We start from the raw sequence: 22390 nt of genomic DNA, 5'->3' as shown, positions 1-22390 counted from the left end.
AATTTAGACTGTTAATACTTTAGGGTGCTTATCAAGTCCAATCGCAGAAAAACCATGTTTTAAAGAAGCTGCTCCAATGAATTCCATTTTTTCAAGAGAAATGTTATTTCTTCCCCAACTAAAGTTGGTATGACATTTTTCAAATTCTAAAATCATAGCTTCTGCAAAGCAAGCGAACATCTCTCTCTGAGGGTTCTGCATTTCTGCAAGTTCCATCATATTCCAACCAATATCATTGAAAAACTCTACTATACCTCCTTTTAAAACATGAATATTTTCACCCTGAAATTTCTCATCAAGATTTTTAGGGTATCCACCGTCAATCATTAAACATGGTTTTTTTAAGTTATCAACTTCAATTTCAATAGTTTTAGGCATACTTGCAACCCATACAACAATATCCGCTTGAGGCAATGCTTCATCTAAACTTTTTATAGTGCCACCATCTAATTCTTTTTGTAATAGATTTAAGGGCTCTTGTTGTCTAGCTACCATAAGTAGTTCTGAAATCCCAGTTTTATTGATAAGCCACCTACAAACAGCGCTACCAATATCCCCTGTAGCACCAATTACAGCAACAGTTGCCTTTTTCAGGTCTATCCCGATGCGAGGAGCATTTATTTCTAATTGCTTACAAATAACCCAAGCTGTATGAGTATTACCAGTAGTAAACCTTTCCCACTCTAATGAAGTATTTCTGATTTGTTTATGCTGAAGAAGATTAAAATTCTCAAAGATAATAGAAGTAAATCCCCCTAAGGCCGTAATGTTAATACCTTTTTTCTGAGCTAGTTCCATAGCATTTAATACTTTTCTTCTAGCCGTTTTAAACCTAGAAAGCATTTCAGGAACAAAGCAAGAATCTATGTAAGAACCTTCAATAGATATTCCAGTCGCACTTTTAACTTCTACATTCTCAACCAATTGAGGAGGAGCTGTACACCAAACATCCAGGTCGCCATCTGCAATATGATCAAATCCTAGTAAAGAAGCTTTTCTTTTTGCATCTTCAAAACTAGTTGAGTGGCCTATTAACCCAAACATTTAAAATTTATAAATGGTTTCTATACGATGTAATGAAGAATAGCACAGAGGTAACTACTTAAATAGAAAGATTAATTATTAAAATGCTTAATTGAGTAGAAGTATAATTAAACGATAGCTGCCATAGCCATTCTTGCAATTTCTCTATTATCTAGACCTATTTCCATAAGGGTATCTTGGTAAGCAATCATAAATTCTTCCATTAATTCTTCTCTATCCATAGCCAAAACTGATGCATCATCTGCTACTTCATCTAACATCTTTTTAATTAAGGGAAGGTTAACCTTATTAGCTTCCATTAATTCCTCTTTACATGTAGACAGATTCTCTTTAAGCCACTCTTGACCATAATTCAAATGAAGATATTCATCTTTAACCACTCCCTCTGTTATTTTTTTTGCAAAAGGATCTGCAACTCTTATGTAGACGTTATAGGCAGAAATTGCAAATGCTTCGATTAAAATAGCCTGAATTAAAAGACATGTTGTTATATTCCCTTTTTCTAGAGCAATTTGAAAATTACCATGTAATTTAGAAAAGAATTTTTTAGCAAATTCCATATCAGCTTCTACTCCTAAATTCCTCCCACATGCAGTAAAGCCTTTTTTATGTTTCATTTCCATTCTCGCCAATTTAGTTAACTCTTCTAACTCATTTGGTATTAAAGTTGCTATTGAAATGTAATTATCATGAGCCTCTTGCTCTCCCTCTATAACAATTGCATTTATTCTGCTATATGCATCCTTATAAGAATCTGTAGTAAAGTCGGGCAAATTTAAAGAAATCGTATTAGTGGATTCTTCAGTAGTTTTTTTATTTGATTCTAGAGTTTGCATGTCAGTAATCTTTAGCTCATTATGCATGAATATTACATGATTATAGTGAGTTTATTTAAATATCATGAAAATAGTTTCAATTGTTAAGTACCATTTTTACTTAAACTTATTTAAGAATTGTTTGGCCAATCAGATTGCATCAGATTCATTATCAATTTAAACCAATGATTAATCAATAATTCCTTTAAATTTTTTCCTAAAGACTCATTTGCTCCTCTGCTATCCCCTATAACGCCTGATTTACTAAAGTCATCAGTAAGCCAAGCAGTAGGCGCATTCCCCTCTAAACTCCATCCTTCTGGGATCTGTCCTTTAATACCCTCATTAGGACGATCATCACCTACTAATTCTGGTTTTAAAGCGAGCATCAAACTTGTTTCAGCTAAAGAAGCATGAAGCCCATCCTCGATCTCAGTTTTTGTTAACAATTCACTTAATCCATTAACACCACTCCATAAGAAACAAGGGAATACTGCCATCCCAGGTGCAAAACTTCTTAGCTCTCTTGCAGCTGTATTTAGTAGTGAGATTTGACCTCCATGTCCATTAATCAATATCAATCTTTTAAAACCCATTTCAGATAATTGACCTCCGACTTCCTTAATCATTGAGGTTATTAAATTTGAGGAAAGTGAAATTGTCCCAGCAAAACCCTTATGTTCTGGAGAAAACCCAATATATTGTGTTGGAAGTTTTTTTAATGGAATATCGGAAGAGAATAATTTAAAAACTTCGCTAATGATTTCATCAACAAAAATACTATCTGTAGCAAGGGGCAAATGCGGTCCATGTTGCTCAACAGCGCCGAATGGCCAAATCACTGTTGATCTTTTGTCTTTTGCAATACTCTCAATTTCTTGCCAATTTAAATATTCAAATTTATTAGGTATTGGTTTAAAGTTCATTAATTTTAATTTTGAGTACTAACATTTAGAGTATGTTATTAATTAATTATTCTTATTTTACCTACGATGGGAGTCAGTAATAAAAATGCCCAAGATAATATCCAACCAAAGGGCAATAAAAAAGATTTTAAAAAACCTCTTCAGGTACTTCACATAAGCAAGAAGGATACTCAAAAAAAATCTCAAGAAATACAGAATGAGCAAAACAATTCGCAAGAAGAAATTCAAAAAGAAAATATCGCAATCAAACCTCAAATAATTAAAGATGAATCAGTAAAAGAAATTGAGGACAGAAATGAAGACACTAAAGCTTTTGATAGTTCTCAACAAGACTTAAATAGACCTCTTAATTTTTCTGAGCAAAACACCGATTTTCAATTAGAAAGAACAGTTGATGAATTCGATTTTGATGAAAGTGCTTTTTTGGAGGCTTTAAATGAAAATGAGCCAATTGGTGCTACGGGAGAAACAATTTCAGGGAAGGTTATAGCAATCGAAAGTGATGGCCTATATGTTGATATTGGTGGGAAAGCACCTGGTTATATGCCAAAAAAAGAATGTGGGTTGGGCGTCATAACTAACTTTAAAGAAAAATTCTCTATAGGCCTTGAATTGGAAGTTTTGGTTATAAAAGAACAAAATGCTGATGGGATGGTAACAGTGAGCGCTCGGGCATTAATTCTCAGGCAAAGTTGGGATAAAGTTTCAAATTCCGCTAAAAATGGAGAATTAATTGACGTTTTAATTAATGGATTTAATAGAGGTGGACTTACGTGTGATGTAGATGGATTGAGAGGATTCATCCCAAGATCCCAACTTGAAGATGGTCAAGATTATCAATCTTTTGTTGGCAAAACTCTAAAAGTAGCGTTTCTTGAGGTGAATCCAGAATCCAGAAAATTAGTTCTCTCTGAAAAGAAAGCATCATTAGTCTCTAAACTTACAAGTCTAGAATTGGGTCAATTAATTGAAGGAGAAGTTTTAGCAGTAAAACCATATGGCTTCTTTATTGATTTAGGTGGAGCTAGTGGACTTCTTCATCAATCCTCACTAACAAACGGATCGATTCGTTCTTTACGAGAAATTTTTAGAGAAGGGGAAATTATAAAAGCTTTAATATCTGAAATTGATCTTAAAAAAGGGCGAATTGGTCTTAATACAGCACTCTTAGAGAACTCAGCGGGAGAATTAATTATTGATAAACAAAAAGTTATGCAAGAAGCCAATGAGAGAGCACTAAAAACTAAAGCACTCTTCGATAAAAAAGAACAAGATAAATGAAAATAAATAAAGAAACAGAACAAAGTCTTGAATTAAAAATTTCAGATTGGGAATTAGACTTTTACTCAAGACCAATTATTGAATCAAATGGAAAAAAAAGGTGGGAGTTAATTATTTGCTCCAAAAGAAATTATAAGACAGAAGATATTTTTCTTTGGAATAAAAAATGCCCTGCCAATGAAGTTAATTCGGTATGGCTTACAAAGGCACTAAAAGAAGCAATTAATGATGCAAAAAAAGAAGGGTGGGCAAAGCCCGCAATAGTTAGATTCTGGAGGACGTCAATGAAATCGATCATTAAGAAATCTCTGGAGGCCAATAGCATTGAGGCTCTCGTCAGTAGAAGAACTTACGATTTGTTCGATAGAATCGAATTTCTTGAAAAAGAGATTTATCCAAATGAAAATGGCTATGTAAGAGGTGTGCTAGCGCCAACTTTCACGTCTAAATTGGAAAACTCACCTAAACCTTTACCAGAAGCAGTGAGGGGTGATGCTTTAACTATCGCTGAAATATCAATTGGCGAATTAAAATCAGCGGAAAATTGGCCTATGGAATTTGGAGATATTTTCCCAATTCACCAAAAATTTGATGATAATAATTTAGTACCTGGATTAAGACTTTTTAGCAAAGATAGATCATTAGCACTTTCTGCATGGTTCAGTTGTTTAGAACCTATTAAACTAAACATAATTAAGAACCAACTCATTCTTGAAGCTTCAGAAGATGATAAGTGGCTAGTCACAGATTTGCCTGAAAAAGATGCAAACATTTTAAGTACAAAGTTTTTAGATAATAAAAAAAATTCTTTTGGCTATCAATTTATTTCCATACAGTCAACGCCATTCATCGAAAAATTTGCAGGGTTCTGGATCTTAAGAGATATTGAATTAATTTAATTTAGGAGGGAGCTATTCCTTACAAAGAAGTATATTTCTCAAAAACTAAAATTTTCATTCAAAACAAAAAATTTGAGTACTATTCATCACCAATTCTTAGTCAATATAATTTTCAACATGCATACTTTACAAAGTCTAGCTCTGAGAAATTTCTTCAATTATTAGGAAATCACTTTAATGAAAATTCCGTAAATTGTGTATCTAATCAAATTCACAGTAATATATTAGCTTTTGGATCAAATTCGCAAAAAGGGAGTAAGACTGATGCAGATGGTCTTATTGGTAATAAATGCAATCAAAACTTATGGATTTACACAGCTGATTGCATGCCAATATTTTTTGCAGATAAAAGAACAAGAAATGTAGCCGCCTTGCATTGTGGAAGAAAAGGCTTAGAAAAAAAAATAATAAAAAATCTAGTTAAAATTTTCGATAATTTTGGGACTTCTAGAGATGACTTACTTGTAGCAATAGGGCCAGCGATATCGAAGGAACATTATCTAGTTGATAAAAAGACATTGAAAGAATTTTATAAAAAGGCCGAAAATAAAAAAATAACAGTTAATTTGACTGAAACTAAAAAAAATTTTTCTTTTAATGATTCAAATAACTTAAAAGAGCAAAACTTAAATCAACTTGATCTTAGGATGTTTGCTTATAGGCAACTTTTGAATGAAAAAATTCCTAATACAAATATCGATATCTCAAATTTATGTACATACGAATCAAAAAATGAATTTAATTCCTGGAGAAGGAACAAGACAATCTCGAGACAATGGAATTTTATTCATTCATAGAGATATTTAATTTGGACAATTTTTTCTGGTTAAGTCTTTATCAACTAATAATTTAGCCATCTCCTTAGTACCTTTAATATTAAAAACTTTGGCTAACAAAACATTCTCTTTAAAACCAAAAGGTTTTATTTTCACTTTGCTTCCCCTTGGAAATTCACTTTTAAGTAAATTAATTGCTTCAAGCTCATCATTTTTATCTACATCTACACAAAATAATCCAATTGTTAAGTTCCTATTTTGATCTCCTACCAAAATAGTATTTGAACTTTTAATTTGGAGTATTTCAGCCGAGTCTACTACTAGAGGATTAATAATAATCAAGAAGATTATTATTAAATATTTTGATAATTTTTTCAATTCAGAAAAATTTAAGTTTTTGATTCATCTTAATAGTTAATTAAAAAAAAAAGGTACTTAAAGAATTAGTCTTCACTATTAACATATCCAACCATTTGAGCGTTACTTTTCCCAGGAGGAACCATTGGATAGCAATTTTCACCTCTTCTGACAAGAATATTAATTAAAGCAGGTCCATCATGATCAAGCGCATTTTTAAATTCATTCTGTAGTTGTTTTCTATCAGAAATTAAGTATCCTTTAACTCCAAAAGACTCAGCAAGTTTTACAAAGTCAGGTTCACCACAACTCATATCAGATGAGGAATACCTTTCATCGTAGAAACTTTCCTGCCATTGTCTTACCATCCCTTGCCAGCGATTATTTATGATGATCAATTTCACCTTCAAACCATATTGAGATAAAGTCCCTAATTCTTGAATATTCATTAAGACACTTGCATCTCCTGCAATACAAATTACATCTGAATTAGGTAAGGCTGCTTTCACTCCAATTGCCGCTGGCAATCCAAAACCCATAGTTCCTAAGCCTGCACTACTAATCCATTTTCTTGGAGAATTCCTAAGATATTGAGCAGCCCACATCTGATGTTGTCCTACATCTGTAGTTACATAAGATTCAGGTGAAAGTTCCCTAACTTTTAAAAGAACTTCCTGAGGATAAATTTCGCCTTCTTTAGGCGGGTCATATAAAGGGTGTTTATTTTTCCAAAAATCAATTTTTTCTAACCAGTTCTTCGTCTGACAAGTGAATTTGTTATCAAGAGATTTTTCATTAATTTTGAGAACAGCTTTTGAAACGTCAGAGACAATTGCTACATCTACTCGTCTATTTTTATTAACTTCTGCTGGATCAATATCTATATGAATTACCTTTGCATTGGGTGCAAAAGTATCTAATTTTCCTGTAACCCTATCATCGAATCTAGCTCCAATAGCAATTAAAAGATCACATTCTGTAACTGCAAAGTTTGCGTAAGCAGTTCCGTGCATTCCTAACATCCCAACTGATAAATTGTCTTTTTCATCAAAAGCACCTTTACCCATTAAGGTTGTTGTAACTGGAATTTGATAATTCTTTGCCAAAGTTCTTATTTCAGCATGAGCCCCTGAAGATATTGCCCCACCACCAACATATAGAAGAGGTCTTTCAGAATCTTCTATTAATTTAATTGCTTTTTTGATATCGCAGTCATTAATATCTCCATTCCTCTTAAATCCTTTTGGAATAATCTCACCAGGCAAAACTCTTTTGTAATTAAAGAATTCTTGACCTACATCTTTTGGTATATCAATTAAAACAGGGCCAGGTCTTCCAGAAGAGGCTATAAAAAAAGCTTCAGAAACTACTTTCGCGATATCTGAAGGATCTCTTATTACCCATGAATGTTTCACTATTGGAAGAGTTATGCCAAAAATATCAGTTTCTTGAAAAGCATCTGTCCCTATAGCAGGTCTTGGAACTTGACCTGTAACTACTACTAAAGGAACAGAATCCATTTGAGCTGTGGCAATTCCAGTCACTAAATTTGTTGCCCCTGGACCTGAGGTTCCAAAACATACCCCTACTTCACCAGTAGATCTTGCATATCCATCAGCCGCATGAGAACCTCCTTGTTCATGCCTTACCATATAGTGTTTTAGCCAACCATCATGTTCTGCTTTATGAACAGCATCATATATTGGTAGTATAGCTCCTCCAGGATAACCAAATATTACCTTAACCCCATGAATTTTCAAAGAATCCATTAGTGCATCTGCACCAGTTATCCAAACGGGATTTTCATTTTTTGAACTACCCTTTGACAAGGATCTCGAAGTAAGAGTCACTAAAGAAATTCAATATTTAATATAAATTTTAAACTTAATTAAATACTTTTGCCTCATTTAGAAATGTAATGTCAGAATACTATTCAAAAAATTAATTAATAAATTTAAATTTTATAAGTAAATACAAATTGATCTTTATAGAATTCCTAGCCTATGTAATGGTCCAGAACCTGAAATTAGTTCAATAAAAAGTACTAAAAAAACAATCATAGCAACCCTTCCATTCCACACCTCTGAGCTATTATTCCAACCCCATTGCCATTTCTCTTGGGGGTAAAGTTTAACTTTTTCAGGCAACTGAGAAGCTTCCTCAATATCAATTAAAGGTCCTTCCAAACAAGAAACTACTAGATCACTAAGACCCTCAATAAAAGTAGGATGAGTATTTAGAGCCTTTACTCTTCGAAAGTTTTTGATACCAGCTTTTTCGGCAATTTCTTTATACTCAATGTCAATTTCTTGCAATGTTTCAATATGCTCTCCAACAAAACTTATTGGAACGACAATAAGATCATTAACATTTGACCTCCCAAGATCAGCTAACACTTCTTCTGTATAAGGCTTCAACCATTCAACCGGGCCAACTCTACTTTGATAAGAGAGTGTATGCGGATTACTATGCCCTAAATATTTTTCCAACTCATTTATTATCAATAATGAACAATCTTCAATTTGTTGTTTATAAGGGTCTCCAGCTTCCTCTACATAACTCTTAGGAACTCCATGAGCAGTAAAAAATATATGCGCATTTGAAGGTGATTCACAAAGTGAGACTTGTTCGGAAATCAATTCAACCATTGACTTTAAATATCCTGATTGACTGAACCAACTTCTTACACATCTCATTGGGATTTTCTTAAAGTCATTATCTGAATCTCGCAATTTTTTTAATTCCCTAAAGCTTGAACCACTTGTACTTATTGAAAAATGAGGATATAAAGGTAGTACAACAATTTGATCTACATCATCTGCTTTCATATCTGCAATTGCTGATTCAGTAAAAGGATGCCAATACCTCATAGCTATATAAGTAGTAGCATTTACACCATTATCCCTTAATTTAGATTGCAATTCTCTTGCTTGTTGTTCAGTTATCCTTCTGATGGGTGATCCTCCACCTATAGAAAGATAAGCCTGCTGTGAAGTAGTACTCCGAAGCGTACTAATTAGCCAAGCTAAAGGTTTTTGAACAGCGGGGAAAGGTGTCCTGATTATCTCTGGATCAGAAAAAAGATTATATAAGAATGGGCCTACATCGGCAATGCGTTCAGGCCCTCCTAAATTCATTAATAAGACGCCTATTTTAGCCATTTAAGATTTATGGAGATTGAAAATCAACATTAAAAACGTCATTATTAGGACAATTATATAAGTAAATGAACGTAATTCAGGAAATTAATAATGTCAATGATAAATTTGCTACTCAAGGCAGCAAGCTTAGAATTGAGAAAAGGGGCGAGAAATTAAATATTAGAGGTTCACTACCTTCTAAAGAAGATAAAAACAACTTTAAAGTTCAAAGAATATCTCTTGGTATAAAGGCTGATATTTCTGGATTAGAAGAGGCTAAAAAGAAATTACAATTAATCAATTTGCAACTGGAATTAAATCAATTTGACTGGATTAATTGGATAAGTAAATCTAATAAAAAGGAAATAAAAAATGACTTTGAATTCCCAAATAGATTAAATCAATTTGAGGAATCTTTTTTTAAAGAAAGAAAAAATGAATATCTAAGCAGCACTAGAAAAACTACTTGGAGAAGCTCTTATAAGCCCTATCTGAAAAGAATCCTTAATATTTATAATCACGATGAAAATGAAGATTTAGAAAATATATTTCAAAAAACTCTTGAAAGTTATAAGGAGGGAAGTAGAAGTAGGAAACAATGCGCCACTTCACTTAGTGTTTTGGCTAAGTTTTTGGACATTAAACTTCCAGTAAATTGGAAATTAAATTCTAAAGGATATGGCCTAAATAAAGCAGGGTTTAGAGATCTCCCTACAGATGAGGTAATAGAGAAACTTTGGGAGCAAATACCAAACAAATCTTGGAAATTTGTTTTTGGTCTGATGGCGACATATGGCTTAAGAAATCATGAAGTGTTTTTTTGTGATTTAAATTCTCTAACAAATTTCGGGGACAAAATTATTAGAGTTTTACCTACGACGAAAACAGGGGAACATCAAGTTTGGCCGTTCCATCCCGAATGGGTAGAAAAGTTCGAGTTATCAAAACTTGGTGAAAATCCACAACTACTTCCAAATATTAATAGAGATCTTAAAATTACAACCTTACAAAATATTGGAAAAAAAATAACAGATCAGTTTAAGCGTTACTCTTTAAAAATAAAACCTTATGATCTTCGGCATGCTTGGGCTGTAAGAACAATTTTTTATGATTTACCTGATACTGTGGCTGCCAGAATGATGGGACATTCAGTTAGCCTACATACTCAAACTTATCACCACTGGATTACTAAAAGAGATCAACAACAGGCAGTTAATAATGCAATTTTAAAAGTTAACAGAGCCAAAATTAATTAAAGATTTATAATCACTACATAAAATTAGAGTTATATGAAAGAAGAAGATTTATCCTCCGAAAAAATATTCAACCTTGATAATCAAGCTAAAGAAGTTGGGATAGGAGGCAAACTATCCCCAGAGAGCGATGAGAGCTCATATAAAAAAAGAATGCAGCAAAGAAAAGATATCCAAGCTGAAAGACTACAAATTAGAAATAGCAAAAAAGGATTATTAATTGTTTTTACAGGGAATGGCAAGGGTAAAACAACTGCATCTTTAGGGATGGCCTTGAGGACAATAGGGCACGGTTATAAAGTCGCAATCATTCAATTTATTAAAGGTGGTTGGACCACTGGGGAAGAAAAAGCACTTAAAAACTTGTCTTCAAACATATCTTGGCATTCATTAGGAGAAGGATTTACTTGGGAAACACAAGATAGAATTAGAGATGAGAAATTAGTTCAAGAAGCATGGCAACTAGCCAAGAAATATATAAAAAATGAATCTTATAAACTTATAATCCTTGATGAAATAAATATAGCTACAAAACTTGGCTATCTTGCTTCAGAAGAAATAATCACTTTTTTAAAAAGCTTAAAAAATAGAAAAAATCATATTGTTTTAACTGGAAGGGGGGCATCTGATTCAATTATTAATTTCGCTGATCTAGTTACAGAAATGAAACTAATAAGACATCCTTTCAAAGAACAAGGAATAAAAGCACAAAAGTGTGTTGAGTTCTAGCTAAAACAAATGTTTATTTAATTTTCTTTAGGAAGGTCTAGAAATGTTTAAAGACGCAAGCAATATCTGAATAAAAAATAAATTCGGTACATTTACTTGCTAAGGTCTTAAAAGTATAATTATTGAATGACTTACAAAAGAGTTCTCTTAAAACTTAGTGGTGAAGCACTAATGGGTGAAAAGCCTTATGGTATTGATCCTGCTATAGTTCAGTCAATTGCAGAAGACGTTTCAAAAGTAGTAGAAAATAATGTACAACTTGCAATAGTTGTTGGGGGTGGGAACATCTTTAGGGGGCTTAAAGGTTCTGCAGATGGGATGGATAGAGCTACGGCTGATTATGTAGGGATGCTTGCAACAGTAATGAATGCGATCTCACTTCAAGATGGCCTTGAAAGAGTAGGAGTAGCAACCAGAGTTCAAACTGCAATAGAAATGCAGGAAATTGCAGAACCTTATATAAGAAGAAGAGCTATGAGGCACCTAGAAAAAGGTAGAGTTGTAGTTTTTGGAGGTGGATGTGGGAATCCATTTTTTACAACTGACACTACAGCAGCTCTGAGGGCAGCAGAGATAAACGCTGAAGTTGTCATGAAGGCAACTAAAGTTGATGGAGTATACGATTGTGATCCTAATAAATTTCAAGACGCAAAAAAATATTCGTCTCTTAGTTATCAACAAGTTCTAAGTGATGAAATTGCAGTAATGGACAGTACTGCAATAGCGCTTTGCAAAGATAATAATATCCCAATTATGGTATTTGATATATTCAAAAAAGGGAACGTCTCTAGAGCTGTTTCTGGGGAGTCTATAGGCTCTTTAATTAGTTAAAGCTTATTTAAATTTTTTAATTATGAAAGAACAAGAAATTCAAGAAAATATGAAAAAAAGTATTGAAGCCACGCAAAGAAACTTTAATACTATAAGAACTGGTAGAGCCAATGCTTCATTGCTAGACAGAATAAGTGTTGAGTACTATGGAGCAGAAACACCAATCAAATCACTTGCGACAATTAGTACTATTGATTCACAAACAATTTCAATACAACCGTTCGATATTTCATGTTTACAAGCGATAGAAAAATCTATCTCGATGAGCGACTTAGGTATTACTCCAAATAATGATGGGAAAGTAATAAGAATAAATGTTCCTCCTTTAACAGAGGAAAGAAGAAAAGAATTTTGTAAATTAGCCTCCAAGTATGCTGAGGAAGGAAAAGTAGCTTTGAGGAATATTAGAAGGGATGCTGTTGATAAAGAAAAAAAAGACGAAAAAGATAGTCTTATTTCCATGGACGAATCCAGAGATAATCAATCTGAAATTCAAAAAATTACTGATAAATTTATTGCTTTAATAGAAACTAAATTGTCTGAGAAAGAGAAGGAAATTCTAAAAGTTTGAAAGGATTTGATGTCGTAATAATTGGCGGAGGCTTATCAGGATCTTCCACCGCTCTTAACCTATCAACAAAAGGTTATTCAGTTCTAATTATTGAAAAAGAAAAATCCCAAGATTTCAAACCATGTGCTGGGGGAATAGCATCTTCAATGCAAAAATTTCTCCCTTTAGACATTACAGATTCCATAGAATCAAAAATTAAAAATGTTGAATTCAGATGGAAAGCTTCAGATAATGTGATTGCTGATCTTACTGGTGAATCCCCTTTTTGGATTATTAAAAGAGAGACACTTGATCAATTATTACTTGATGAGTCCTTGAGTAATGGAGTTCAAATAATAAGACCAGTATTAGTAAAAAAAATCATAAAAAAAAATGATAGATGGGAAATTACTTGTGATAATAAATGTATATATGTATCTGAATTTCTTGTTATTGCAGACGGTTCACAGTCTAAATGGGCAGGATATTTCAATTTAGGGCCAAGAAAACCAAAATTTGCGAACACAATCTCACTAAGATTAAAAGGTTTAGGCACAATTCCTAGAGATTCAGTTAGATTTGAGTTTGGATTTATTAAATATGGCTTTGCATGGGCATTCCCCTTAAGAGAAAGCTTAAATATTGGTTTAGGTACTTTTATAAATAATGGTCTTTTAGAAAATCAGGCTATAAATAAACAAGTTATCAGAAGCTTCGGTTTTAATGATTTTCCTCATAAAACAATTAGTAAGAAACTGAGAATATGGAATGGCTTCCACTCAATTAATGGTGACAAAGTTTTAGCCGTTGGAGATGCAGCATCTCTATGTGATCCATTTTTAGCTGAAGGAATTAGACCATCTTTAATTAGCAGTTTTTATGCTGCAGAATTCATAGATCAGTGCCTATCAGGAAAAGTAGATGATTTAAATCTTTATACGAAAAAAATTAACCACATTTGGGGGAAATCAATGGCTTGGGGGCGGAGAATAGCACAGGTGTTTTATAGATTCCCTAGAACTGGATACCAATTAGGTATCAAAAGGAAAACAGCTCCTAAACGTATTGCTCAAATATTATCAGGAGAAATGAGTTATGAAGATATTGCAAAAAGAGTTATCAGAAGGCTCTTAACACAAAGTAAGGCTTAATTCTTTTTAAATTCAAACTTAAATTTAGTTAGCAGAAATCAATTTATGATTTTTGATTTCTGAATATCTCTTAAGTAGCAGCTCTTCCAATTCTTCTATAGCCTTACTGAATCCAGTAATACCTTCACTAAGCTTTTCACTTGCCATTTGATCTTCTAACATACTTAATCTGAAATCTTTTTCTTCAAATGCGTAGTCAACAGAATTATTTATTTGGGTACTTACATCTAATTTTCTAACTAACTCTCCTTTTTCTTTTTTCAGTTCCTCAAGAAATTTTGGTGCGATTGTTAAAAGATCGCAACCTGCTAATTCTTTTATTTCATCAAGATTTCTAAAACTAGCTCCCATTACTTCTGTCTTGAATCCCTTTTCTTTAAAGTACGTGTATATTTGTGTAACCGAAATAACACCAGGGTCTTCAGCACCAACAAAACTAGTTTTACCAGTTTTTGCTTTATGCCAATCCAATATACGGCCAACGAACGGAGAAATTAGAGTTATCTTTGCATTAGCACAAGTTACCGCTTGGCAGAAGTTAAAAAGTAAAGTTAAGTTGCACTTAATACCCTCTTTTTCCAAAATTTCAGCCGCCTTAATTCCTTCCCAAGTTGCAGCAATCTTAATCAAAATTCTTTCCTTTTCAATTCCAAAATCTTTGTAAAGATTGATCAATTTTCTCGCTTTTTCTACGGTAGCTTCGGTGTCAAAACTCAATCTTGCATCAACTTCTGTAGATACGCGCCCTGAAATAATTTTCAATATTTCTTTTCCAAAAAATACTGAAACTTGGTCAACAGTTTCTTTAATTAATTCAATTTCGGAGAATCCTTGAGCCAATGAATTTTCTGAACTTTCTAAAGCTTTATCAATTAATTTCACATAATCAGGATTCTTGGCAGCAGAAAGTATTAGCGATGGATTGGTGGTGGCGTCTCTTGGTTGAAACTTTTTTATCGAATCTAAATCTCCAGTATCAGCAACAACAACGGTCATTGAGGACAATTGTTCTAAAATTGATTTCATATCTAGAAAATCATGTATATATATAAACTAGCTTTTATTCCTGATGAAATCATCAAATAATGAACTAAATATTTATAAAATTGGAAAATTTTAGGGTTTTTTAACAATCATTCCATGATCTTTAATCTTGGGAGGTATTTTTTCAATTACTATCAAACTCTCGATAATTTCTTTCGCTACTGGTACCGCGACGGTTGAACCATATGCATATGATTTAGATGGCTCATCAATGACTACAAGGACAGCATATTTTGGATCATTAACTGGTAAGGTCGCGACAAAACTACAAACTTTTTTGCTTGTATACGAACCATTTAAGGCTTTTTGAGAAGTGCCCGTTTTCCCAGCTATCCTATAACCCTCGATTTTTACTCCAGATCCACTACCTTTATCAACTACGCTCTCCATCCATGCAAGAACAGTTTTAGAAACCTCCTGTGAAAAAAACTGTTTTTTTGGATTTTTATTAAATCTTTCTTTGAAAGTTGAGGTCACATGAGGATTTACTTCAAAGCCCCCATTTGCTAGAGCCGCATGAAGTTGAAGCAATTTAAGTGGCGAGATTGAGAAACCTTTACCAAAAGAAGCTACCGCGGGCTCAATTGATTGATTTACAAATAAATCTTTTCTCTTTAGTTGGCCAGCAGTTGATTCAAATAAGTCAGTCTCTAAATTTTTATTTATACCTAAATTTTTTAGCCAATCCCAATAAATTGTTGGGTCTAAATTTTGCATTATTTTTACCATCCCAACATTACTTGAAACCTGCAAAACTTTTGGATAGTCAATGTATCCATTACCTTTTTTATCCCAATTAGAAAGTGTCCATCCTCCAACATTAATTTTCCCAATATCTTCAACTACTCCATCTTTCTGGATTACTTTTTCTTCTAAAGCTAAGGCAAGATTAATAGGTTTAAAAGTTGAACCAGGCTCAAATAAATCTTGAGAATACCAACCCCTAAAGAGTCCAGAATCATACTGCCAAAATTTATTTGGATCGTACGTCGGGACTGTAACCAAGGAGAGAATACTACCATTATTAACATCCATAACTATGGCAAATCCCTTCTTTGCTTTCCATTTGCTTACTTGCTTTGATAATGCATTGAATGACGCTTTCTGTAATTTAGAATCTATAGTTAGGCCTAAACTTTTGTAATCAGAAATAAAATCACCTGGGGCCGAATTATCCGGGAGAGGAGTCCCATCTCCTCCTCTTTTTACTGAATTACTTTTATTAAAAACTTTAATTTGATTATCTAAATAAAGCTCTAAACCTGCTGAAGCTATATTCTCATCATTAACAAAACCGACAAGATTAGAGTAAAGCTCCCTTTGTGGATAATATCTCTGCGAATATTTAAACAAATCCAGTCCGCTTATTTGAAGGTTCTTAATCTTTTCTGCCTTTTCTTCGGAAATTTTATCCAAAATCTTGATACCACTCATTTTATTATTAAATTTACTCAAGAGTATTTCACCATTTATATCCAATATGGGTGACAATTTTTCTGTAACTTCTTCAATACTGCGAACTCTATTAATTGAATCACCAGGAAAATTAAAATATTTTGGATGGGCCCATAATTTATAGAGCGGTTTATCGTAAGCAATTAGTCTATTATTTCTATCAACAATTGCTCTCCTTTTTTTTAAGGCGTTAGTTTTAGAAGACTGTATTAATCTAGCTTTCCTCTGCAAATCAGAGGCATTAAAGACTTGCAATTTAACTAACCTACCAAACAAACAAAATATTAATAGTAAGCTAAAAATATAGAGGAATTTAAATCTTCTTTGATCAAGTGGTGTTAGACGAACAATGTTTTTGTATTTTTTCATCAATATCCCCTTTGATATTTGCTATCGCTAAAACCTTCAATGAAACTACTTAAATTTTTCTTAAATAAACTTTCCTTTTTTTCTGGAAGTTTATCTAGATAGATTAAATCTTCAGGCTTAGTATTTCTATAAATATTGAGAGACTCAAGTTCACTAATATAAAATTCCTCAATTTTAGAAATATAATCAATGAGATTGTTATTGATAGCTCTTGTTTTAGATAAGTTTGTATATGTATTTGACCATTTTCTTTGACTATTAAAAGATAAGAAAAATAAGGTGAAAATTAATACCAAAAGAGAGATATTAATGGTGTCGAAAATTTTATGTATTAATTTGATATTAATTATTAATATTTTTTCAGAATTTTTTTTACTTTCATATGAAACTTTTTTTTTTAAATTAAGTTGATTCCCATAAGGTTTCATCTATGATTTATTTGTAAATAAAAGAAGTGTTATTAATTAAATAAACATCTTTTTGTTTGATTCGCAAGTAAAAAATTTAATTCTTTATGTCCTCAATAAGAACAAATTAAAGAAAGTCAAACCATTCCATAAAGAGTGCATAATTACAGAAGAAAGCAAGCTTCCTGAAGCAATTCTTGTAATTCCTAGTCCTATTCCTAGAACAAATAATGGAGGCATTTCTCCCAAACTTAAATGGGCTAATGCAAAGATAAAAGCTGAAACTATGATGCCCGAAATTACTCCAAAATCTCTTGAAAGAGTTGGTAATAAAATACCGCGAAATATAATCTCCTCAAATAGAGGAGCTAATAGAGTTGTTGTTACAAATAATAGAAAAAATGATAAGTAATTATTATTATTAAGAACAATTTCCAGCAAAGGGTTACTACCATTCTGATTGTCTATCAGACTATTCATAATTAGAGAAATCAATAAAACAAAAGGAACGATTGTTAACCAACCTTTAATTCCCTGAATAGTTGCATATTTTATTGGGAAGAAATTGAACTGTAAATAATCCTTTTTAAAAGTAAATTCGCCATTCAAAGATTTAATTTGGAAATAAACTATCCCTAATGGCGGAATAGCCATAAAAAGATATCCAAAGAATATTTTTAAAGATTGAGACAATTCATTAGAGATATTTTTAGAAAAAAGTTCAACCAAACTGATAGAAAACAAAGGTGATATAACTTCTCCTAAAACAACAAATCCACCTGCAATTAATAAAACCATATCTATTAACTCTAGATCTAAGGATTTAATTTCTTGCCAACCAAACTTTTTCAAAGATATAGAAGTCCATAATATTTTTAAAGCCAGAATAGAGCCAATAAGTATTGTTAAAAGTGGTATTAGTCTGATGGCTAATATTTTTAAAAACATTTTGCTTGAAAATGATTTTGTTATTAATGAACTATCGTCAAAATCAAATTTCCGGCTTAAAAGGTGATATAAAAATCTATCACTTTTAAAAAAATCAAATTTATCAGGATTTGGTTTATATGAATGATTATTGGATCTTTTTTCTATCTCATCAATCAGAGATTTATAGTTTCTATTTTCAAAATCTTTAGAAATATTTTTATAGATTATAGGATCATTTGATTCTGAAGTAATTATTCGAATTAATTTATTTCTTTCTGTTAGTTCTTCAAATGAGACCTCAGATAGTGATTTATTTATTTGATCAACAGGATCATTAATGATAAAAAATTTTTTAAGGTTTACAGGTATTGATTGGTCCGATAATTCAGCAATTTCTTGCTCTTTTTGACTAATATCAAATGAGACAGATGGTCTATTTAAACTATCTCTTAATCCTTGCTGCCATACAAAGAAAGTTATGACTATAGAAATAAAAGCTAAAGTAATTTTTGACTTAGAAATATTTTTAAAGATCATAATTCATTATAAAGTTAAAAATTATAGTTAGTTATCGTTGAAATTTCTTATTATTGATATACCTATTTTTATCACGCCGTGAGATGATTAAATTATTATTATTTTCAAATTTATATAATGACTATAAGATTAGTTTTAGTTAGACATGGGCTAAGTAGTTTCAATGCAAAAGGATTAATTCAAGGTAGGACAGATGATTCATTATTAACACAGGAAGGATACGAACAAGCACTCAAAGCAGGAAAAGCATTATCAAAAATAAACTTCGATAAAATTTATTCATCCCCTCTTGTGAGAGCTGCAGAGACTGCAAAAACTATTAAAAAGAGCTTCAATAAAGAACAAGAAATTATCTTTGATAATAATTTGTTAGAGGTAGACCTTAGTGAATGGTCTGGTCTGAAAATTGATGAAATAAAAAACAAATTTCCAGAAATTTATCCAATATGGAAAAATGATCCAGAAAATCTAATTTTAAAAAGAAATGACAATAAAACTTATAAACCAATTAAAGAGTTATTTGATCAAGCAAATAATTTTGTAGAAGATATTTTGAGAATTTATTTAGACAAAGATGATGCAAACATTTTAATAGTTGGACATAATGCGATTCTAAGATGTTTAATCCTTTTGTTATTGGGCAAGCCTAACCAAGGGTTTAGAAAAATAAGACTAGAAAATGCTTCTTTCTCAATTCTCAATATTTCAAGGAAAGAAAACTCGTTTAAGACGCAACTTGAATGTTTAAATCAAACATCTCATCTTAATAAAAATATTCCTAATCAAATTGGAGATTCAAGAATATTTCTAATAAGGCATGGTGAAACAAATTGGAACAAAGAAGGTAGATTCCAAGGCCAAATTGATATACCTTTAAACGAAAACGGTAAAGATCAAGCGAGTAAGACTTCTGAATATTTGAGAAATATTTCTTTCAATAAGGCATTTTCAAGTTCAATGCATAGGCCATACGAGACCGCACAAATAATTCTTCAAAATAACAAAGATTTAAAAATAGAAAAAATAGATTCACTTTTAGAAATTAATCACGGATTATGGGAGGGTAAACTGGAGGAAGAAATTAGAGAAAAGTGGCCTGTTTTACTAAAAAATTGGCATGACAATCCTCAAGAAGTAATAATGCCTGAAGGCGAATCTATAAAAGATGTATCAGAAAGGTCGATAGAAGCTTTTGACAAAATTTGTTTATCTCAAAAAGATAATGATCTATGCCTTCTAGTTGCACATGATGCAGTCAATAAAACACTCATCTGCAATATCCTTGGGATTAATTATTCAAATATTTGGATGATAAAACAAGGTAATGGAGGAATAACTATAATTGACCTTTTTAAGGATCCCAGTAAACCCCCAGTGATTAGTGCTCTAAACATCACAACACATCTTGGAGGGATAATTGATTCAACTGCTTCTGGAGCACTTTAATTTAAAACGATTTTTAAAAAATTATTTTCATAAAGTCAGAATCAAGAAAAGGCTTTATTTATTGAAAAAGCCAGCTTGACTAAGAGGCCAAAATCTTAAATAAGCTCTCCCAATAATCTCCTTTTTGTGAAGAAATTTACTTCCAGGCCAATATCTTCCATCCCAGCTATTTGACCTATTATCTCCTAAAACTAAAAAATGATCTTTGGGAACTTTTATATTCTCAAATTCACCACATTTATATAAAAAGGATAATGAGCACTTATAAGAGACATAAGGTTCAGGAATTAATTTATTATTTATTATCACTTCACCTTTCTTATTTACACTCACAATTTCTCCAGGGAGTGCGACTACTCTCTTAATATAAGCATCGCAAGCTTGATCCCTCAAACCAGGAATAAAAGACATTGGAGGGAAACTCATAAAAAAACAATATCTTTTTTTTGGTAAGGGATGAGATCTCGATGAAATCAGTTTTTCATCAAATGAGTAGGGAGATTTAAAAACAATAATATCTCCTCTTTTTGGTAAAGAGTTCCTCAAAGAGAATTTTTCAATAATTAACCTATCGTTTATTTGTAATTCTGGGAGCATAGAACCGGATGGAATATAACGAGGTTCTGCTAAATATGATCTACAAGAAGAAACAAAAAAAGTTAACAGAATTAGTAGACCCCATTCTTTTAAAAAACTTTTACCAAAAGCAGTCATAAAGTTATTAAAGGCTTAATTTTTTAACCTTACATAAATTGTTTGGCATATTCAATTTCATTAAATCCTAATATTACTTTTTTTTCTTCGTAAACCAAAAATGGTCTTTTAATTAATTTGCCATCACTTAAAAGAAGTTGAATAATTTCTTCCCTAGATAAAGAGTAAATATCAAGATTAATTGATTTAAAGGCTTTGCCTCTAATATTAAAAACCCTTTTTTTATCAGAAGAGTATTGCTCTAAAGCTATATTGAGATACTTGAATAATGGAGGTTCTTTTACAATATCAATTAATTGGTATTCGAAATCTTGCTTATCAAGCCACTTTGCCGCTTTTCGGCAAGTAGAGCATTTTAAATAACTATAAAAATTTATTTTTTTCAATTGACTTTATTAAAAGTTGATTTCTTAAGCACTTTAAAGTTTTTCTTTTTTAGGGGTGTACAATTTTTCAATAAATTTTCAACAACATCAAAATCCCTCCAGCCATCAATTTGAACTGTTCTTCCATCCAATCCTTTACTTGTTCTAAAAAATTCAGCAACATCCTCAAGCTGATTCGGAGCAATTTGCTTAATACTTACTATGTTGGCCTGTCTAGGATTAGCCATCGGCACACATAAAAGTTTTCCGTCATATGCACCACAATCATGCATGTCCAAAACACCAATAGGTCTAGCTTTTATTAGACAACCAGCAAAAGTAGGCTCATCCATTATCACCATGGCATCAAGAGGGGCTCCATCATCAGCGAGTGTATTTGGGATAAAACCATAATCAAAAGGATACCTAACTGAAGAATGTAAAACTCTATCTAATGCCATTATTCCGGCTTCAGAACAATATTCATATTTATTCCTGCTGCCTGCAGGTATTTCAACAACTATATTTACTATTCCCTTCATTGGAGATGGAGGTATCGAACTAAGATCCATCTTTTTTAAAATCGTGATTAAAAATTACCTCTTTTCCTTGAGATAAAGGTCTTCCAATTAAAACGCTGATTGAAGGTAATAAAAATGTCAAAAAGGCAAAAATAATACCTAAAGATGTTATTGATAAACTCCTTATACTTAAGGGGTCATCATCATCTCTTTCAAAATCACTTTTAGCAGAAATAAGTGAAGATTCTTCGCTTAATTGACTTTTTCTAAAGTGCTTTGATTTCGTATAACTCAAGAACTCTTAATTGGTAAAGGTTAAGGAGATAATTGAACATCATTATCCTACATTCTAAATGTCAATAAATCAAAATATTCTTTAGTAACTTTTTAATTATTCTTTATTAAGTAACGACCTAATAGATTTTAATTCGTCTAATATTTGTCCCAGTATGTTTTGAGCCGCTGAGGAAGGTGTATTAAATACCTCCACAGTAACTTCTTTAATTCTTAAGATATCTTTTGCAAATCTTGCTACTTCATTAGGATGAAATTTTAAAGGTTCCTTTTGATCAGTTCTAAATTCGGGATTTAATTTTCTTGGATTAAAGCTAGGGTTTAGATTTCTTAAATCAGTATTTGTATACCTATAAACAGAAGCTCTTGATCTATTTAGGAATTTTTGAACTTCATCAATACCTACTAATTCCTCTTCGCTAGAGATATTGGAATCTATATTTTCCATAACTTTAAGAAAATGTTTTAGGAATAATGAACTTTGTTAAAAGTTTAAACTTCATTACTGAAGAAGCTAGCAGAAAGAATATTTCTAGACTAGCTGCGTTGAGGGACT

24 protein-coding genes are annotated in these 22390 nt (G+C 31.9%); 9 read left to right on the top strand and 15 right to left on the bottom strand.

The features are described from left to right. Window positions 1–3: 3 nt before the first annotated feature. The 3 genes from HA146_RS02760 to HA146_RS02750 form a co-directional block, all read right to left on the bottom strand. Window positions 4–1044, bottom strand: a complete 1041-nt coding sequence (locus HA146_RS02760) for a long-chain acyl-[acyl-carrier-protein] reductase (protein ID WP_209108046.1) — start codon at window positions 1042–1044, stop codon at window positions 4–6. Window positions 1045–1151: 107 nt separating this feature from the next. Next, on the bottom strand, window positions 1152–1880 hold the full coding sequence (locus HA146_RS02755; protein WP_209108045.1) for an aldehyde oxygenase (deformylating): 729 nt from the start codon (window positions 1878–1880) through the stop codon (window positions 1152–1154). Between the two features lie 110 nt (window positions 1881–1990). Beyond that, window positions 1991–2785, bottom strand: a complete 795-nt coding sequence (locus HA146_RS02750) for a creatininase family protein (protein WP_209108044.1) — start codon at window positions 2783–2785, stop codon at window positions 1991–1993. A 66-nt stretch (window positions 2786–2851) separates the two neighbouring features. Between HA146_RS02750 and HA146_RS02745 the strand changes: the two genes are divergently transcribed. From HA146_RS02745 to pgeF, 3 genes are read left to right on the top strand one after another with little or no spacing between them, the layout of a single operon-like run. Continuing rightward, window positions 2852–4066: a S1 RNA-binding domain-containing protein gene (locus HA146_RS02745; RefSeq protein WP_209108043.1), complete on the top strand. Its 1215-nt coding sequence runs from the start codon at window positions 2852–2854 to the stop codon at window positions 4064–4066. Further along, window positions 4063–4965 (top strand): Tab2 family RNA-binding protein, encoded by a 903-nt coding sequence (locus HA146_RS02740; protein ID WP_209108042.1) that lies wholly within the window; start codon window positions 4063–4065, stop codon window positions 4963–4965. The genes HA146_RS02745 and HA146_RS02740 overlap by 4 nt, the downstream gene beginning before the upstream one ends. Window positions 4966–4979: 14 nt before the next feature. Next, complete coding sequence (gene pgeF / locus HA146_RS02735; protein ID WP_348535276.1) at window positions 4980–5762, top strand: peptidoglycan editing factor PgeF; 783 nt, start codon at window positions 4980–4982, stop codon at window positions 5760–5762. Window positions 5763–5768: 6 nt separating this feature from the next. Here pgeF and HA146_RS02730 read toward each other — a convergent pair whose 3' ends face one another. The 3 genes from HA146_RS02730 to hemH form a co-directional block, all read right to left on the bottom strand. Continuing rightward, the gene (locus tag HA146_RS02730; protein WP_209108041.1) at window positions 5769–6119 is read right to left on the bottom strand and encodes a hypothetical protein; all 351 of its coding nucleotides are present in this window, start codon (window positions 6117–6119) and stop codon (window positions 5769–5771) included. A gap of 65 nt (window positions 6120–6184) precedes the next feature. Beyond that, a complete protein-coding gene (gene ilvB, locus HA146_RS02725; RefSeq protein WP_209108040.1) occupies window positions 6185–7948 on the bottom strand; it encodes a biosynthetic-type acetolactate synthase large subunit in 1764 nt (587 codons plus the stop codon). A gap of 135 nt (window positions 7949–8083) precedes the next feature. Beyond that, window positions 8084–9259: a ferrochelatase gene (gene hemH / locus HA146_RS02720; RefSeq protein WP_209108039.1), complete on the bottom strand. Its 1176-nt coding sequence runs from the start codon at window positions 9257–9259 to the stop codon at window positions 8084–8086. A gap of 65 nt (window positions 9260–9324) precedes the next feature. On the opposite strand from hemH, the gene HA146_RS02715 reads away from it, so the two are divergent. The 5 genes from HA146_RS02715 (at window position 9325) to HA146_RS02695 (ending at window position 13752) form a co-directional block, all read left to right on the top strand. After that, a complete protein-coding gene (locus tag HA146_RS02715) occupies window positions 9325–10494 on the top strand; it encodes a site-specific integrase (RefSeq protein ID WP_209108038.1) in 1170 nt (389 codons plus the stop codon). Between the two features lie 33 nt (window positions 10495–10527). Continuing rightward, complete coding sequence (gene cobO / locus HA146_RS02710; RefSeq protein ID WP_209108037.1) at window positions 10528–11220, top strand: cob(I)yrinic acid a,c-diamide adenosyltransferase; 693 nt, start codon at window positions 10528–10530, stop codon at window positions 11218–11220. 126 nt (window positions 11221–11346) lie between these two features. After that, window positions 11347–12051, top strand: a complete 705-nt coding sequence (gene pyrH, locus HA146_RS02705; protein ID WP_209108036.1) for a UMP kinase — start codon at window positions 11347–11349, stop codon at window positions 12049–12051. Between the two features lie 22 nt (window positions 12052–12073). Further along, entirely contained in the window at window positions 12074–12622 is a 549-nt protein-coding gene (gene frr / locus HA146_RS02700; protein ID WP_209108035.1) for a ribosome recycling factor, read from the top strand. Next, entirely contained in the window at window positions 12619–13752 is a 1134-nt protein-coding gene (locus tag HA146_RS02695; RefSeq protein WP_209108034.1) for an NAD(P)/FAD-dependent oxidoreductase, read from the top strand. Before frr ends, HA146_RS02695 begins: the two co-directional genes overlap by 4 nt. 24 nt (window positions 13753–13776) lie before the next feature. Here the strand turns inward: HA146_RS02695 and tal are convergent, their stop codons facing one another. The 4 genes from tal to HA146_RS02675 all read right to left on the bottom strand — a co-directional run bounded on the left by tal (window position 13777) and on the right by HA146_RS02675 (window position 18494). Continuing rightward, window positions 13777–14778, bottom strand: a complete 1002-nt coding sequence (tal, locus tag HA146_RS02690; RefSeq protein WP_209108033.1) for a transaldolase — start codon at window positions 14776–14778, stop codon at window positions 13777–13779. Between the two features lie 90 nt (window positions 14779–14868). Beyond that, window positions 14869–16620 carry a peptidoglycan D,D-transpeptidase FtsI family protein gene (locus HA146_RS02685; RefSeq protein ID WP_209108032.1) on the bottom strand — a complete coding sequence of 584 codons (1752 nt, stop codon included), beginning with the start codon at window positions 16618–16620 and terminating at the stop codon, window positions 14869–14871. After that, the gene (locus HA146_RS02680; RefSeq protein ID WP_209108031.1) at window positions 16620–17048 is read right to left on the bottom strand and encodes a hypothetical protein; all 429 of its coding nucleotides are present in this window, start codon (window positions 17046–17048) and stop codon (window positions 16620–16622) included. The genes HA146_RS02685 and HA146_RS02680 overlap by 1 nt, the downstream gene beginning before the upstream one ends. 84 nt (window positions 17049–17132) lie before the next feature. Next, the gene (locus HA146_RS02675; RefSeq protein WP_209108030.1) at window positions 17133–18494 is read right to left on the bottom strand and encodes a CPBP family intramembrane glutamic endopeptidase; all 1362 of its coding nucleotides are present in this window, start codon (window positions 18492–18494) and stop codon (window positions 17133–17135) included. Window positions 18495–18611: 117 nt separating this feature from the next. Here HA146_RS02675 and HA146_RS02670 point away from each other — a divergent pair, with 117 nt between their 5' ends. Beyond that, complete coding sequence (locus tag HA146_RS02670) at window positions 18612–19940, top strand: histidine phosphatase family protein (RefSeq protein WP_209108029.1); 1329 nt, start codon at window positions 18612–18614, stop codon at window positions 19938–19940. A 54-nt stretch (window positions 19941–19994) separates the two neighbouring features. Here HA146_RS02670 and lepB read toward each other — a convergent pair whose 3' ends face one another. The 5 genes from lepB to HA146_RS02645 all read right to left on the bottom strand — a co-directional run bounded on the left by lepB (window position 19995) and on the right by HA146_RS02645 (window position 22282). Beyond that, window positions 19995–20654: a signal peptidase I gene (gene lepB / locus HA146_RS02665; RefSeq protein WP_209108028.1), complete on the bottom strand. Its 660-nt coding sequence runs from the start codon at window positions 20652–20654 to the stop codon at window positions 19995–19997. A gap of 29 nt (window positions 20655–20683) precedes the next feature. Further along, window positions 20684–21040: a Spx/MgsR family RNA polymerase-binding regulatory protein gene (locus HA146_RS02660; RefSeq protein WP_209108027.1), complete on the bottom strand. Its 357-nt coding sequence runs from the start codon at window positions 21038–21040 to the stop codon at window positions 20684–20686. Continuing rightward, window positions 21037–21591, bottom strand: coding sequence for an inorganic diphosphatase (locus HA146_RS02655; RefSeq protein WP_209108026.1), 555 nt, complete (start codon window positions 21589–21591; stop codon window positions 21037–21039). Before HA146_RS02655 ends, HA146_RS02660 begins: the two co-directional genes overlap by 4 nt. After that, window positions 21581–21835 carry a hypothetical protein gene (locus tag HA146_RS02650; protein ID WP_209108025.1) on the bottom strand — a complete coding sequence of 85 codons (255 nt, stop codon included), beginning with the start codon at window positions 21833–21835 and terminating at the stop codon, window positions 21581–21583. Before HA146_RS02650 ends, HA146_RS02655 begins: the two co-directional genes overlap by 11 nt. Window positions 21836–21931: 96 nt before the next feature. Continuing rightward, the gene (locus HA146_RS02645; protein ID WP_209108024.1) at window positions 21932–22282 is read right to left on the bottom strand and encodes a resolvase; all 351 of its coding nucleotides are present in this window, start codon (window positions 22280–22282) and stop codon (window positions 21932–21934) included. Between the last annotated feature and the right edge of the window lie 108 nt (window positions 22283–22390).

The organism is Prochlorococcus marinus CUG1416 (assembly GCF_017695965.1).
Taxonomy (GTDB): Bacteria; Cyanobacteriota; Cyanobacteriia; order PCC-6307; family Cyanobiaceae; genus Prochlorococcus_A.
The sequence above is the reverse complement of the archived record's forward strand: the minus strand, read 5'-3'. Positions and strand labels throughout refer to the sequence as shown.